We start from the raw sequence: 15,352 nt of genomic DNA, 5'->3' as shown, positions 1-15,352 counted from the left end.
ACACCCGATGCATCGGAGCGGGGCTGAGGCCCTTAACTCCGCCTTGATATTGGGTGGGCGCGTCAACGTCATCATCTGTTTCAAACATGTTGTCTCTACAGTTCTCTGTTTCGAGACGGGGGTATTGTGCGCATGTCGTGCGCACACGCGGAATGCTCGATGAGAGGCGCACCTATATATGATAATGTCCTTTATCAGTCGTTTTAGAGCGCCGCTACAGGGGAGACTGCAATGGACGAAAGCGGAGCGTCAAAAGGAAGCAGTCGGACAGCGTTGCCTGGCACTTTCACAGATGCGGTTTCGGCAGTCCGAGAGATACTAGGGTTGGTAAAGGACCTCCGTGAGCTTGTCGGGGCGGGCGTCGACGCATTGGAGCGTGGTAAGCATCGCCAGGCTGCGAAGTCGCTCGGCGAGCTCTACTTTTCTGCAACAGGGGTTCGTTACCATCTGGAACGCATCGCCAGTGGAAAAGGAACACACGCGGATCTCACAGCAATTCGCTATAGCTTGGACGAGACCTTGCTTCCTGTTCAACTTCGCATCGACAAGCTCAACGACTATCGCGACTTGCTGCGCGAGCGCTTCGGTCTCGCCGTCGTAGCAAAACTTGACCGCCTGATTGGCATCGGTGGCAGAAAAAGCATAAAAGCGGAGGTAAGGGATGGATTGCGAAAAGACATATGGAACACCGCCGGCGGCGAGATGGCTATCATCTTTTTGCGGGAACGTCTTGCACCAACCAACAAGAAAATCCTGCGGCAGGATCGCTTTCGCAACTCATCGGATAGTGAGCCGGATGAATCTGACTCTGAACTCCTTTATCCAATTGAACGGTACCAAGAGTGGGCGCAGCGCTACTTGGCCCGGATTGAAAGCTTTAACCAGGAAATTATTGAGTTGCACGATCTGATCGTGGCACCGGAGCATAAACCTTGAAAATCGAACTCCTAGCGCCGACATCGGCCGCTTTGCCAACCCTGGTGGTCGCGGCTGGCGAGCGCGCCAGCGTCCGGTTTCTCGAGTTCTTCGCGTCGGCGATCCGCAATCCGCATACGCGGCGTGCGTATGCTCGGGCGGCCGGGGATTTTCTGGCGTGGTGCGCTGGCGCCGGCGCGAGTTCGATCACGGCTGTGCAGCCGTTGCATGTTGCGAGCTGGGTCGAGCTGCAGACGCAAACGCACTCCGCGCCGACCGTCAAGCAGCGGCTCGCGGCGATCCGCCACCTGTTTGACTGGCTGGTGACCGGACAAATCGTGCCGCACAACCCGGCTGCGTCGGTGCGCGGCCCCAGCCACACCACAAATAAGGGCAAGACGCCGGTGCTCGATGCCACGGAAGCGCGGCAGTTGCTCGACAGCATCGACGTGTCAACGCCGATCGGACTGCGCGACCGGGCGCTGATCGCGCTGATGGTGTTTTCGTTCGCGCGGATCGGCGCGGCGCTCGCGATGCGCGGGGAGGATGTCTACGTGCAGCAGCGGCGCCTCTGGGTGCGCCTGCGTGAGAAGGGCGGCAAGACGCATGCGATGCCGTGTCATCACACGCTCGAGGCGTACCTGCATGCATACCTCGAGGGCACCGGGATCGCGGACGATCCGAGGGGGCCGCTGTTTCGCACAGTTGCACGCGGCACGGGGCAGCTCAGCGACACGCCGTTGCCACAGGCCAACGCCTATGCGATGGTGCGGCGCCGTGCGTTTGTAGCCGGCATCGGAACGAAGATCGGCAACCATACGTTTCGCGCAACCGGTATCACCGCATACCTTAAGAATGGCGGCACGCTCGAGAATGCCGCGGCGATGGCGAACCATGCGTCGACGCGCACCACGCAGCTGTACGACCGGCGACGCGACGAGATCAGTCTGGATGAGGTGGAGCGGATCCTCGTGTAACGGCGAGGCATCGCTCCAAAAAGGTTTTTATACGCACGCCAGACGCGGCTTGAATGTCGCTGACCGGACCCTGAGCGGACTATCAAGACATCCGAACCCCAATGGCTGTTCTTCGATGCCATCAGACATTTCTGAGTTACCTAAGAGAGCCCCGGAAGTTCTAGGACGTTCGGATATTTTGGTGTCAAGCGTAGGGCTCAAAGACAGCGGTTTCCGGTTCCTCGATACCCATCAAGTCCAGCAAAATTTCGATTTCATTTTTCTCGTGATGCGCGATGTTTTTTAGGCCTTGTCCCAAGAGCGCAAGCATGGAATTGCCAGCAAAAATTTCTTCAAATTTTTCCGGGCTTGTCGTAGTAATGGCATTGATCCATTTTTGGGTAATCCAATCTGGAGCCCCTCCTGAATGAATCACTAGCGAGTATGATGGCGTGCTGGGGCGGTAAAAGGTAACGCCTTTGCCAAGCATGTCATTCATCAATGTATTACTTGTCACTTTCGGGGTAAGGCTAGGCAGGAAACCGTGGCGGACGGATTCATATATTGCAAGCCAATGGTTGCCGTCCATCTCGCTATTTGCAAGAAATTTTTCTATTCCAGATTTACAAATGTTATCAACCAGCCCTAATGAATTGGCGTGCAAAGACTGAATTGATATCACGTCGTCGTTGAGAGAGGCAAGAATGCGGCCTGCCTTCTTTGATACGGGCAGTGTTTGAGCTATACAGAAAGCTAGGGCCCATGCTACATCGCTGCTGGCACCGCTCCGTTCATGGCGCTGGATAATTTGCTCGGTCGTATGCGACCAAAGATTTCTGTCAATCGGACAACCGTTGATTTGCCAAAATTGAAGAAGCGAAAGTCCCTTTTGTGCACAGCCAGGTTCTTGTAGCAGTGCTTGTGAGATACAACTTTCCGCTACACGAAGAATAGAATCCCATGGTTTCTGGTTTTGGAAAAGTGCTCCGATTGCATACAGCAATATTGGTAGCTCTGGATGCTTTAATGCCAGAGAAAATGCAATGTCAAAATACTTAACCATCGCGTGGGGGCGAGAAAATGCACTTTTGCTCGCATCGATTATGACGTCGTGCCAGCCATCACTCGCTGGTTGCGGCAGCTGGATAATCTGCGTTTTTTTGGGATTGAGCCGCAGACGGTAGCTATCAAGTTCGCGTTGGAGGCTGGATAAAATTCTTTCAGCCTCCTCTCTCGTATCACATGCGAACTCATAATCATCGAACCAGCGATAAGCTCTACTCTTGCCTATATCGATAGACCTATCGACTTGAGAAAGAACCGTTTCAGCAAGCAGAAATGAGAGGTCAGTGCCAATCGGGATTCCTTGGCTAACCTTTCCTTGTAAATCCATTAGGGCTTGATCAAGTTGTTTGCCAACCAAAGATTTTTTTGACCAGTTGGCTCGTTCCCGAAGCTTTGGGTCAACCGCCCAACCGACTGCATGAGTGTAAAGAGACGGATAAAACTGACTAACGTCGACTTTAAGAAGATGCGATGAACCTCCACGGCTCAAAGCCCGTTCGCGTGCTAGGTTGCTGGGCTTGACAAGTGTCCGTAAGGCACGCCGCTGCCGAACTTGATATACAGGACGACTTTTGGAGAAGGGGGATTTGCCAGCCTTTTGAAGAAGGCGGCGGAAATTCTTCGCGGTAATCCTAGCCAGTTTTGAATAGGAGAAAGGATGGGGAATACGGAGAAGTCGATGGTTTAAGCCAGGTAGCGCGAGGCGATATGAGACACACTCGGTGAAGTTATCAGCAGGTTTGTAGCTCTGTAAAACTGCCCTTCCAGCCTTGGAGGTTGCGTAAGCCGCGAAGTGATCTGAAAAAAATGAAGGAGGAAGCTCCTTCGGGAGATAACCACGGGCAAGAAGATTTTTGTAAATTGTCATTATAAAAGTTGGTACATTCTGAGCGTCAGCGTAGAACGTTGAGCTACCAAGCCGTGACACGGTGATCTGACACACAGGACGTTCGCGACCGGTGGCGTCTACCGCATTCGAATATTGAGCGATGACAGATCAAGCCGTATCTACGGCAGTAGAACGCGAAACTTGAGAAATCGAGTGAACGACCGCTTTCGAGGCGTCAATGACGCCGGTGTCACGACATGAGTAGGGTCAATGACCCGTGCTGGCCGGACTGCGCCTGACGGCGGCCGGTCCCTGTCGGTGATCGCGAGGCCGGTTTTGCTTTTTGTAGGTATATGAGGGGTTACGCGGTAGGAAAAACTGTCATTCCCGAATCGAGCATGACATGGATTACGATCAACGCTCACTGCGTCTGAGGGGACGATGGCTCAAATGGGAGAGCGCGGCGTTTCGCAGCGCCAAGATCGGGGGTTCGACCATCCTTCCTCCACTGGACACGGTTCATGACCATAAGCCCCGACCTGGCTGAAGAACTGCGGCGGATGGCCCTTATCAAGGCCGACCAGCGGCGGCAGAAAGCCATCTGGCAGGAGCTGCGCGAGCTGCGGGCCAACCTGCGCCCGATTGATCGCGCGTGGTCCGACACGCGGCTCGCCCTGAAACGATACGAGTGGGATTACACGCACGTGGTCCCTCAACTTCAGGAGCGTGAGGCCCAGCTGCTGGATGAGATGCGCCCGTTGTGCCGGCAGATTGACGCACTGGAGAAGGAGGCCCGGCGGCTGGACCGCAAGATACGCACAGCGCAGCAAGCTAGTGAGCGCACGCCGGCAGGTCCGGCCGGATCGAGCGCACGTACGCCTGCAAGCCCTTGAGCTTGTCTATTTCCCGTCGGTCGTCACCAGCACCCAAAACGCGGGTGTCGAGTGCTAGTCAAGAAAACGGTGGTATCCCGCACACCGAAGACCTTCATGCCGAACGCCTGTCGGAAAAGTGTCGAGATTGTTAAAATTCCCGTCATTCTTTCAGCGTCCGGAAATTGTCAATGAATCAACGGATTGGCTTTGCTCGAGTCTCGACGGACGACCAAAATCTGGACTTGCAACGCGATGCACTGAGCCTTGCTGGAGTTCAGTGCATCTACGAAGAAAGGTCCAACGGCAAGGCCGCTGACCGTGGCGAACTCGACCACTGCCTAAAGGCACTGCGCGCTGGTGACACCCTTGTGGTGTGGAGACTGGATCGGCTCGGACGCAGCCTGCCCGATTTGGTGCGAATTGTCGCTGAACTGGAAGAAAAGGCTATCGGCTTCGAAAGCATCACTGAAAGGATCGAGACCTCCAGCGCGGCCGGCAAACTAATCTTCCATGTCTTCGCCGCGTTGGCGGAGTTCGAGCGCAACCTGATTCGGGAGCGCGCGCAGGCAGGTCTTGCTGCAGCGCGCGCGCGAGGCCGAGCTGGAGGTCGAAAGCCGAAACTAGACATGCGGCAAATCAGGGAAATCAGGCGGCTGATGTCTGACCCGACTATCCCGGTCAGCCAGATTGCGCAACGCTACAAGGTCTCACGAACAACCATTTACAAAGTGGCACCCCGCAGTCAAGTGCCGGCTGCTACCACACAGGCCCAAGCCAGCACGGCGAAGCTATACCTATAAGATGCCAATGAAAGCAATTTCAATCGAAGCAGCTCGCTCAGAGTTGCCGTTCCGTCTCTTTTGCAATTTCCTCTCGATGCTGGTGTGGATTTAAGCTCTCGCATCGGACTGAGGTTGCTCTAAATAACGGGGAATTCGAGGTCGTGAAACTAATAAAAAACAGTGGCTTAGATCGAGTCATTGATCTGATGCGCCCACATTTGAAGCCGGGGCAGCATTTTGGTTGCGTCACGCCGTTGTTCTCGTTGTTTGCGTTTGCAGAACTACGCGACGTTCTCGCGAAGCTGAATCGCGTGCAGTTCATCCTTCCTCCAGCGGATGACGGATTGGACTTCTGTGGCGGTGAGGGAGACCGGGCTGCACGAAATCGGCTGCAAGTTCGCTGGCTGGCTAACCAGTGCGCTAAGTGGATCGGTGGCGATGTTGAACTCCGCCGCGCTCACGGTCGGGTGCCACAAGGAGCCGCCGTCATGCGCGCACCGGACGGCACGGCTGACCAAGTAGTGATGGGATCGTTTGCGTTCAGTACAGATGGTCTGGGCCTGACGCCCAGCAACCCGTTGAATCTGATCCAGGCATCTGAATCAGCTGACGAGGCGGCGCAGCTGGCCCGTTGGTTTGATCAGCAATGGTCCACGCTGCAGGCGCAACCTGACAGCCGGACCGCCCTGATTGAAGCCCTGCAGGACATGGGGCAGCATCATGCGCCGTTCACGCTCTATGCGCTGATTTTGAGTCACCTATTCGGTAACCGGGGCGACCAGATGGATGAGGAGCGGATCGTCAAATCGGCCACCGGCATCCGAAACACTGTTGTTTGGAAGAAGCTGTTCAAGTTCCAGCGCGATGGCGTTGTAGGAGCTATTGATAAGCTGGCCCGCTTCGGTGGGTGCATCATTGCGGACAGCGTGGGGCTTGGAAAAACCTTCGAGGCGCTGGCCGTTATCAAGTATCACGAGCTTCGCAACGATCGCGTGCTAGTGCTTGCGCCAAAGCGCCTACGCGACAACTGGACGCTCTACAAGGCCAACGACAAACGCAACGCCCTCGCGGCCGATCGATTTAACTACGACGTACTTAACCATACCGACTTGTCGCGCGACGGTGGCCACTCTGGCGATATCGACTTGAACCATGTGAACTGGGGCAACTACGACCTTGTGGTCATCGACGAGAGCCACAATTTCCGCAACAAAAAGTCGCCGCGCCAGGGGACCGAGACTCGGTACGACCGACTTATGCGCAAGATCATCAAAGAAGGCGTCAAGACCCGCGTGCTTATGCTGTCGGCCACGCCAGTCAACAACCGTCTAGCTGATCTGAAAAATCAAATCGCGTTTGTCACCGAGGGCGACGACACCGCGTTGGTCGAGCACGGCATCGACAGCATCGAGCAGACTACTCGCAAGGCGCAAACTCAGTTCAACCGCTGGTTGGAAATGGACGAGGCCGAGCGCACGCCCGGCCACTTGGTCGAAATGTTGGGCTTTGACTACTTCGCGCTATTGGATAGCCTAACCATCGCGCGTTCGCGCCGACATGTCGAAAAATACTATGGCACGGCCGAGACCGGCAAATTCCCAGGCCGCCTGCCGCCCATAAATATCAAGGCTGACGTGGATTTGGCAGGGCAGTTCCGCGCTATAAGAGACATCAACCTTGAAATCCGGCGCTTAAATCTAGCCAGCTACGCACCGCTGCGTTACGTACTACCGCACAAGCAGGCCGCCTACGACGCCAAATACAGCACCGAAATCCGGGGGGGCGAGAGCTTCTTTCGCCAGACTGACCGTGAGGAGAGCCTCATCCACCTGCTGCGGGTCAACGTGCTCAAGCGCATGGAGAGCGCCGTGTCGTCGTTCTCGCTCACCGTGCAGCGGCAGCTCAAAGACGTTGAAGCTGTGTTGGCACGCATCGAGGATCACGCCGAGGGCTTCGAGGAAATCGACATCGCTGACGTCGACATCGACGACTCCGCATTCGAATCACTGTTGGTAGGGCGCAAGGTTAAGGTTTTGGTCAGCGACGTGGACTTGATTCGGTGGCGTCAAGACCTCATCGAAGACCGCAATCGCCTAGCTACGTTGCTGGCGGCCGCCCAACAGGTGGACGTGGAGCGTGACGCCAAGCTGGCCAAGCTGCGCGAAATGATCGAGCAGAAATCCCGCGCGCCGATTAACGCCGGCAATCGCAAGATTATCGTTTTCACCGCCTTCTCCGACACCGCGCAATACCTGTATGCCAACCTCGCGCCGTGGGCCAAGTCCGTTCTCGGCATAGACGCTGGATTGATCACCGGCAGTGCCGGCATCCAGACAACCCTGCCCGGTCTGCGCAAGAGCATGAGCAGCGTCTTGTCGGCCTTCGCACCGCTCGCCAAAGAGCGGCCGGCAGACATGGCGGCAGAAGGCGAAATCGACTTGCTAATCGCCACAGATTGCATCTCCGAAGGTCAGAATCTCCAGGACTGCGACTGGCTGATTAACTATGACATCCACTGGAATCCGGTGCGGATTATCCAGCGCTTCGGTCGTATCGACCGTATCGGCTCGCCTAACCAGAACATCCAGTTGGTGAATTTCTGGCCGAATATGGAATTGGAAGAATACATCGGCCTCGAACAGCGGGTGAGCGGGCGCATGGTGTTGCTCGATGTTTCGGCTACGGGCGAAGAAAATCTCATCGAGCAGCAGTCGGGCAACCAAATGAACGATCTGGAGTACCGGCGCAAGCAGTTACTCAAGTTGCAGGACACGGTCATCGACATGGAAGACCTGAGCAATGGCGTGTCCATCACCGACTTGACGCTGACTGACTTTCGGATCGACCTCGCGCAGTACCTCAAGGACCACCCTCGTCAGCTCGATCGCTTGGCGTTGGGTACCCACGCAGTCACCACCAGTATTGACGCCGACATTCCCCCTGGCATCATCTTCTGCTTGCGAGCGGAGGGAGCCGGGGTCGCCAAACTGAGCAGTACTGGCCAGCAGTCCGACTATCCGCTGGCGCCGATTTACCTGACGCATGTGGGCGATGACGGCGTTGTGCTCCTGCCCTACCCGCAGGCCAAGCGAATCCTTGACCGGCTCAAGCGTCTGGCTCTCGGGCGTGACCTGCCTGACGAAGCTGCCTGCGCGAGCTTCGATAAAAGCACGAGGCAGGGTGAGGACATGCGCCATGCCCAAAAGCTGTTGGCTGCTGCCGTGGCGTCCGTTGCGGGCAAGAACGAAGAGCGCGCTGTAGCCAGCCTCTTCTCGCCCGGAGGCACCCACGCTATGAAGGGCGAATTTGCCGGCAGTAGTGATTTCGAAGTAGTCGCCTTCTTGGTGGTACTCCCAGATGGGAGTCAGACGATCTCGCCAAATACAAAGGGCGCCGTATGAGCACCGAGACTTATGACCTCAGCGGCACTCATCGCCCGCGCGCGGTTGCATTGCTGAATCTCATCGTGCAGGTTGCTGGCAACGCGGGCACGCGCCGCGACAGCGAGCAAACGATGAAGGCGTTCGGTGGTGCGTTGGTCGTATGAGCAACACGCTGACCGAAATGCTCATTGCAGCCCTCGCGTTACCGGCCACTTGCCGTGTAGATCAACGCGTTCCGAAGAAGATGCTTGTCGAGAACGCCGCATCGGCCAAAGCTGACAGGCGCCTTATCAATGACGTTGTCGAGGAAATTCAGTGGCTTGCCGCTCTGAAACCCAACACGGTAGGCGTGGCGGAGTATCGCGACGATGAATGCGAATACCTAGAGGTGGCGGTGCTGTCCATCACTGCGCGACATGCGCCTATGGATGGCGACGCCGGCTCAAAGAAGAGGCCAGTCGACATCACGCGTATGGCAGAGTTGGTACACCGCGCGGTACCTTACCCAGTGTTGTTGCTGTTGGCTGCACCGCATGGCCTTTTCCTGTCCCTAGCACACAAGCGCTGGGCCCAGAATGAAGCAGGCAAAGTGGTGCTGACCGATGAGCCGACCACGGTAGGCCTCGCGTTGGACCTGACACCCGAACATCCCTTCGTGCAGGCTCTAGCATTCGCACGCCAGCCCCAAGCCAATTTATTGATCTTGTATCAAGGCTGGATGGATTGCGTGACGGCCTTGCAGGCAGCGCAATACACGGGCAATTTCACAGAAAGCCATTCTCCGGCCGAAGCCTCTGCACGTCGCGAAGCCTTGCGCACCTGCCGGCGGCTGGAGAAGGAGATCGCTCGCTTGCGCGCTTTGGCGGTTAGGGAAAAGCAGATAGCAAAGCAAGTGGAATTGAACCTTGCGCTCAAGCACATCAACGCGGAGCTGATATTGGCGCGCGAACAACTTTGAAGATGACTGACATGACAGAAATGCAGATGCAAAAACTGGAAGCGAGCAGCCCGGCGGCTCAGTCCGCGGACCTTGTGGCAGGAAACATTGAACAGCTTAGGGCTCTGTTCCCCGAACTCCTTACCGAAGGCACGAACGGTGTTGCGGTGAATGTGGATGTGCTCAAGACGCTGGTGGGTGACAAGTCCGTTACCGACGCCGAAGAGAAATATGGTCTCAACTGGCATGGAAAGCGGCGAGCGCGGCAATTGGCGCTTGCACCCTCGACCGGCACGCTGCTTCCGAAGCCCGACGAAAGCGTGAACTGGGACACCACCCGGAACCTGCTGATCGAGGGGGACAACCTTGAGGTTCTCAAGCTACTGCAGAAGAGCTATGCAGGCAAGGTCAAACTAATCTACATCGACCCGCCTTACAACACGGGCGCGGACTTCGTTTACCCGGACAAGTTTCAAGATAACCTCAGAAACTATCTGGAACTGACCGGGCAGGTCGAGAGCGGACAGAAGATCAGCAGCAACACCGAGGCCAGCGGGCGGTTCCATACTGACTGGCTGAACATGATGTACGCCCGGCTGAAGTTGGCGCGTAACCTGCTTCGGCGCGACGGTGCGATTTTCATCAGCATTGACGATGGCGAACTCCCGCGCCTTCGGCTTGTTGCGGATGATATTTTCGGCGAGGAGAATTTTCTTGCCTGCTTTGTGTGGAAGAGCAGGCAGAACAAGGACAACCGTACCGTGACGGGAGCATCCGTAGACCACGAATACATCGTCTGTTACGGCAGCTCGATCAGGGGAGCCGCTCGCGATCGCAGTCAATATTCAAATCAAGACGGCGATCCTCGGGGTGATTGGACCAGCGCCAACATGGTTGGCATTGCAACAGCTGATCGCCGGCCGAATCTCCATTACGACCTCATAGATCCTGAAACTGGGATCAACTATGGTTGTCCGGGAATGGGATGGCGCTATGAACCGAAGACGATGCAACGTCTGATATCCGAAGGCAGGATTCTCTGGCCCGCATCGGCGGATGGACGTCCTCGTCGTAAAGCATTCCTTTCCGAACTGGATTCCGACTTCACGGGATACTCGACGATCGTTGGCGATGGCATTTTCACTCGCGATGGCACTGCCGACATCGACGCGCTCTTCGACACGCGTATCTTCAATTTTCCAAAGCCAGTGAGGCTGATAGAGGGCCTGATAGAACAAGGCTCCGAAGGCGAGGATATCGTGTTGGATTTCTTTGCTGGGTCAGGGACATCCGCGCATGCAGTCGTGTCTCAAAACGCCGCCGATAATGGCCGCCGGCGCTATATAACAGTTCAACTCCCGGAACGCCTTGATCCTGCAAACAGGGAACAGAAGACCGCGGCAGACTTTTGTGACCGGCTGGGCAAGCCGCGCACCATCGCCGAGCTGACCAAGGAGCGATTGCGTCGCGCTGGTTCCAAGGTCAAGGCTGACAACCCGACGTTCTCGGGCGACATTGGATTTCGCGTATTTAAACTCGACAACTCGAATATCCGCGCTTGGAATCCCGACCCCGTCGATCTGGAGGAGACTCTTTTTGCCCATCAGGACCATCTCGTCGAAGGACGCACCGAATCGGACATCCTCTACGAACTGCTGCTTAAGCTAGGTTTGGATTTGTGCGTGCCGATTGAGCAACGCACGATAAACGGTAAGGAAGTGCATTCGATTGGAAGCGGCGTGTTGATGGCCTGTCTCGCGTCGACGATCACTCTCGACGATGCGGAGCCGTTGGCGCTGGGCATCGTCGCCTGGCACAAGGAACTCGCGCCTGCTGTCGATACCACTTGCGTTTTCCGTGATAGCGCCTTCGCGGACGATGTAACCAAGACTAATCTCGCCGCCATTCTGGAGCAGCATGGAATCCAGAATGTACGCAGTTTGTGAGCGCGAACGATGAAACTGCACTTCGAGCCCAATCTAGACTACCAAACGCAGGCCATTGCGGCCGTTTGCGACCTGTTCCGCGGCCAGGAGCTGTGCCGCACCGAATTCACGGTGACGATGAAGACGCCACCACCCGTTGCCGACGATATGTTCCCAGGCACCAAGCCAGAGCAGCTGACACTGGGTGTAGCCGAGTCTGATTTGGGAGTTGGCAACCGGTTGACGTTGCTGGACGATGAACTACATAAGAATCTTGCAGACATCCAGCTTCGCAGCGGCCTGCCGCCGTCCAGCACGCTTGCTTCAGGCGACTTCACCGTTGAAATGGAAACGGGCACTGGGAAGACGTACGTTTACCTGCGCACCATCTTTGAGCTGAACAAGCGCTACGGCTTTAGCAAGTTCGTTATCGTGGTGCCATCGGTGGCCATCAAGGAAGGCGTCTACAAGACCTTGCAGATCACTGAGGATCATTTCAAGGGGCTCTACGCCGGTGTGCCCTTTGACTACTTCCTTTACGACTCCATGAAGCTAGGGCCAGTGCGCAACTTCGCCACTAGCTCAAACATCCAGATCATGGTGGTCACGATCGGCGCAATCAACAAAAAGGAAGTGAATAACCTTTACAAGGACAGCGAAAAGACCGGCGGCGAGAAGCCCATCGATCTGATCAAGGCGACTCGACCCGTCGTGATCGTCGATGAACCCCAGAGCGTGGACGGTGGGCTGACCGGGGCGGGCAAGAACGCGCTCGATGAGATGAACCCGCTGTGCACGCTGCGCTATTCTGCGACCCATGTGCACAAACACCACATGGTGTTCCGCCTCGATGCGGTGGACGCGTACGAGCGTAAGCTGGTTAAGCAGATTGAGGTGGCATCCGCCACTGTGGAGGATGCATACAACAAGCCCTTCGTCCGTCTGGTTTCGGTGGCCAACCGTCGTGGCATGGTCAGCGCCAAAGTTGAGCTGGATGTCGCTACGGCGCGCGGAGTAAGGCGGCAGGAGGTCACTATGTATGACGGTGACGACCTCGCGCAGGCTGCCAAGCGCCCGATTTACGCCAATTTTCGCGTCGGCGAGATCAACACCGCAAAAGGCCAGGAATATCTCGAGCTGCGCTATCCCGGCGGCGAAGTCTATTTGACCTTGGGTCAGGCTCATGGCGATGTCGATGCATTGGCCGTGCAGCGCGAAATGATCCGCCGGACCATCAAGGAACACTTGGACAAGGAAATGCGCCTGCGCCCGCTGGGCATCAAGGTCTTGTCATTGTTCTTCATCGATGCGGTGGACAGGTACCGTCAGTACGACGCGGAGGGCAACGCGAAGAAGGGCGATTACGCCCGCATCTTTGAAGAGGAGTACCGTCGCGCGGCCAAACTGCCTGCCTACCAGAGTCTGTTCGGCGAGATCGACTTGAACGGCGTTGCCGAAGACGTGCACAACGGTTACTTTTCCATCGACAAGAAAGGTGACTGGACGGATACCAGTGAAAGCAATGCGAGCAGCCGCGAAAGCGCCGAGCGCGCATACAATTTGATTATGAGGGAAAAGGAAAAGCTGCTGAGTTTCGACACGCCGCTTAAGTTCATTTTCTCCCACTCGGCACTGAAGGAAGGGTGGGACAACCCCAACGTGTTTCAGATCTGCACCCTGCGCGAAATCGGCTCCGAACGCGAGCGCCGCCAGACCCTCGGCCGGGGCCTGCGTCTTTGCGTGAACCAACAGGGCGAGAGGGTGCGTGGTTTCGAGGTCAATACGCTTACTGTCATTGCCACCGAGAACTATGAAGAATTCGCAGAAAACTTGCAGAAGGAAATTGAGCTAGACACTGGCATTCGATTCGGCATCGTGGAGGTGCATCATTTCGCGGCTCTCGCAGTTGCAGATGCCGACGGCCGGATGGCGCCATTGGGTGTCGAGTTGTCCAAAGTCCTATGGGAACACCTTAGAGCCACAGGTTACATCGACGCTAGGGGCAAGGTTCAAGACTCGCTGAAAGCGGCATTGAAAGACGGGGAACTAGCGCTGCCCGTTGAGTTTGAGGCCCAACGTATACTCATCGCCGAGCTTCTGCGCAAGGTGTCTGGACGCTTGGAAATCAAGAACGCTGACGAGCGTAAGCAGGTGCCGATACGCAAGGCAATCTACCTCAGCGCTGAGTTCAATGCACTGTGGGATCGGATCAAACATCAGACCACGTATCGGGTTCAGTTCGACAACGCTAAGCTCGTCGCAGAATGCATCGCTGCTTTAAATGGAGCGCCATCAATTGCCAAGGCCCGCCTGCAATGGCGCAAGGCCGATATAGCCATCGGCAAGGCTGGTGTCGAGGCGACGGAAAAGGCCGGTGCAGCCACAGTTGTCCTGGATGAGACGCACATCGAGCTTCCAGACTTGCTTACCGATTTGCAGGATCGCACGCAGCTGACTCGTCGTACGATCATCAGTATTTTGACTGGCAGCAGGCGGCTGATGGATTTCAAGCGTAATCCACAGCAATTTATTGAAATCGCTGGCGAGACGATCAATCGTTGCAAGCGGTTAGCGCTGGTCAATGGCGTCAAGTATCAAAAGCTGGGAAATGAACACTTTTACGCGATGGAACTTTTCGATCAGGAAGAACTTACCGGCTACCTCAAAAACATGTTGATGAACACGACCAAGTCGATCTATGAGCACGTGGTCTATGACTCGGATGTCGAGAAGGACTTCGCTGATCAGCTTGAAAAGAATTCGGCGATTAAGGTTTACGCGAAGTTGCCGGGGTGGTTCAAAGTGCCAACGCCGTTGGGTACTTACAACCCGGACTGGGCCGTGCTGGTAGCAACAACTGATGGGGACAAGCTTTATTTCGTGGCCGAAACCAAAAGTAGCTTATTTGCCGACGATCTGCGCGACCGCGAAATCGCAAAAATTGAATGCGGTCGGGCGCATTTTCAAGCGCTAGCTGTGGGGGAGAACCCGGCGCGATACGGCAAGTTCAAGGACGTAACGGGGCTGTTAAACGAGGTTGCCAATTTGTGTCAAGCCTCTGAGGAGTGACGGTCATATGCGCTCCGCCGAACGCACCGGGAGTATGAGCATCCTGGCGCGAGGTACGCTCAAGCCAGAGGCCGCGGCTGCGGTGAAGGTTCGCCGACGCAGCTAGAAATTGAAAAGCTCTCTCAGCAGGTCACGATAAAGGCTGCACCGGCGCGGCAATTTTGACAATGCTCGCGGCCTCAGAAGTCGCACAAACGCATCTTGGAAGGACTCAAACGATGGTGGAAAGAAATAAATTAGCTCAAGAATCCTTGCGCGAAAGAATTCTGGAAATTTGTAGGGAAAAATATGTCAGTCTCGGCGAAATCTGTCTCGTCCTGGACATGAATAAAAACACCATACGGGCCGGTTACATATATCCGATGGTTAAAGAGGGCATGCTGATGCAAGAACAGCCGCCGGGAACCAAAAATTCTCAGCGCTACAAAGCGCGGAAACGCAAAAAATAGGGGCAAATGTACCTCCACAACTGGGAAGTCGTGTAGTTCGTTGCTATAACACTGAATTTTGCAGAAGAAATTTGCGCCGTCCACGCGCCGTGTCTGCATGTGCCGAGGGAGCTAATAATCGCTGTGTGTCGCGGCACGCAGACAATGTAACCCGGCACAAACAGCTC

At 55.8% G+C, this 15,352-nt stretch carries 11 protein-coding genes; 10 read left to right on the top strand and 1 reads right to left on the bottom strand.

The features are described 5' to 3' along the window. Positions 1-231 precede the first annotated feature (231 nt). Positions 232-936 (top strand): hypothetical protein, encoded by a 705-nt coding sequence (locus AWB79_RS02470; RefSeq protein WP_157695680.1) that lies wholly within the window; start codon positions 232-234, stop codon positions 934-936. After that, positions 933-1,892, top strand: a complete 960-nt coding sequence (locus AWB79_RS02465; RefSeq protein WP_096031492.1) for a tyrosine-type recombinase/integrase — start codon at positions 933-935, stop codon at positions 1,890-1,892. The genes AWB79_RS02470 and AWB79_RS02465 overlap by 4 nt, the downstream gene beginning before the upstream one ends. Positions 1,893-2,076: 184 nt before the next feature. Here AWB79_RS02465 and AWB79_RS38035 read toward each other — a convergent pair whose 3' ends face one another. Next, positions 2,077-3,804 carry an RNA-directed DNA polymerase gene (locus AWB79_RS38035; protein ID WP_074169319.1) on the bottom strand — a complete coding sequence of 576 codons (1,728 nt, stop codon included), beginning with the start codon at positions 3,802-3,804 and terminating at the stop codon, positions 2,077-2,079. A gap of 482 nt (positions 3,805-4,286) precedes the next feature. On the opposite strand from AWB79_RS38035, the gene AWB79_RS02460 reads away from it, so the two are divergent. From AWB79_RS02460 to AWB79_RS39285, 8 genes are all read left to right on the top strand, one after another. Then, positions 4,287-4,658 carry a hypothetical protein gene (locus AWB79_RS02460; protein ID WP_063963434.1) on the top strand — a complete coding sequence of 124 codons (372 nt, stop codon included), beginning with the start codon at positions 4,287-4,289 and terminating at the stop codon, positions 4,656-4,658. Between the two features lie 170 nt (positions 4,659-4,828). Beyond that, a complete protein-coding gene (locus AWB79_RS02455; protein WP_061165752.1) occupies positions 4,829-5,440 on the top strand; it encodes a recombinase family protein in 612 nt (203 codons plus the stop codon). Positions 5,441-5,583: 143 nt separating this feature from the next. Continuing rightward, positions 5,584-8,823 carry a helicase-related protein gene (locus tag AWB79_RS02450; protein ID WP_061165751.1) on the top strand — a complete coding sequence of 1,080 codons (3,240 nt, stop codon included), beginning with the start codon at positions 5,584-5,586 and terminating at the stop codon, positions 8,821-8,823. Beyond that, on the top strand, positions 8,820-8,969 hold the full coding sequence (locus AWB79_RS39290; protein WP_157695679.1) for a hypothetical protein: 150 nt from the start codon (positions 8,820-8,822) through the stop codon (positions 8,967-8,969). Before AWB79_RS02450 ends, AWB79_RS39290 begins: the two co-directional genes overlap by 4 nt. Further along, a complete protein-coding gene (locus AWB79_RS02445; protein ID WP_061165750.1) occupies positions 8,966-9,763 on the top strand; it encodes a DUF4391 domain-containing protein in 798 nt (265 codons plus the stop codon). The genes AWB79_RS39290 and AWB79_RS02445 overlap by 4 nt, the downstream gene beginning before the upstream one ends. Positions 9,764-9,774: 11 nt before the next feature. After that, positions 9,775-11,688, top strand: a complete 1,914-nt coding sequence (locus AWB79_RS02440; RefSeq protein ID WP_232470789.1) for a site-specific DNA-methyltransferase — start codon at positions 9,775-9,777, stop codon at positions 11,686-11,688. A gap of 9 nt (positions 11,689-11,697) precedes the next feature. Further along, entirely contained in the window at positions 11,698-14,736 is a 3,039-nt protein-coding gene (locus tag AWB79_RS02435) for a type III restriction-modification system endonuclease (protein ID WP_061165749.1), read from the top strand. Positions 14,737-14,954: 218 nt separating this feature from the next. Next, positions 14,955-15,185, top strand: coding sequence for a hypothetical protein (locus AWB79_RS39285; RefSeq protein ID WP_157695678.1), 231 nt, complete (start codon positions 14,955-14,957; stop codon positions 15,183-15,185). Positions 15,186-15,352 lie beyond the last annotated feature (167 nt).

It is taken from the genome of Caballeronia hypogeia, assembly GCF_001544875.2.
GTDB lineage: Bacteria > Pseudomonadota > Gammaproteobacteria > Burkholderiales > Burkholderiaceae > Caballeronia > Caballeronia hypogeia.
The sequence above is the reverse complement of the archived record's forward strand: the minus strand, read 5'-3'. Positions and strand labels throughout refer to the sequence as shown.

What these genes read in the sequence shown, in the direction of transcription:
- AWB79_RS02460 (WP_063963434.1), top strand. Translation starts at nt 4,287, where the DNA reads ATGACCATAAGCCCCGACCTGGCTGAAGAACTGCGGCGGATGGCCCTT.
- AWB79_RS02445 (WP_061165750.1), top strand. Translation starts at nt 8,966, where the DNA reads ATGAGCAACACGCTGACCGAAATGCTCATTGCAGCCCTCGCGTTACCG.
- AWB79_RS02435 (WP_061165749.1), top strand. Translation starts at nt 11,698, where the DNA reads ATGAAACTGCACTTCGAGCCCAATCTAGACTACCAAACGCAGGCCATT.
- AWB79_RS02440 (WP_232470789.1), top strand. Translation starts at nt 9,775, where the DNA reads ATGACAGAAATGCAGATGCAAAAACTGGAAGCGAGCAGCCCGGCGGCT.
- AWB79_RS02470 (WP_157695680.1), top strand. Translation starts at nt 232, where the DNA reads ATGGACGAAAGCGGAGCGTCAAAAGGAAGCAGTCGGACAGCGTTGCCT.
- AWB79_RS39290 (WP_157695679.1), top strand. Translation starts at nt 8,820, where the DNA reads ATGAGCACCGAGACTTATGACCTCAGCGGCACTCATCGCCCGCGCGCG.
- AWB79_RS39285 (WP_157695678.1), top strand. Translation starts at nt 14,955, where the DNA reads ATGGTGGAAAGAAATAAATTAGCTCAAGAATCCTTGCGCGAAAGAATT.
- AWB79_RS38035 (WP_074169319.1), bottom strand. Translation starts at nt 3,804, where the DNA reads ATGACAATTTACAAAAATCTTCTTGCCCGTGGTTATCTCCCGAAGGAG.
- AWB79_RS02455 (WP_061165752.1), top strand. Translation starts at nt 4,829, where the DNA reads ATGAATCAACGGATTGGCTTTGCTCGAGTCTCGACGGACGACCAAAAT.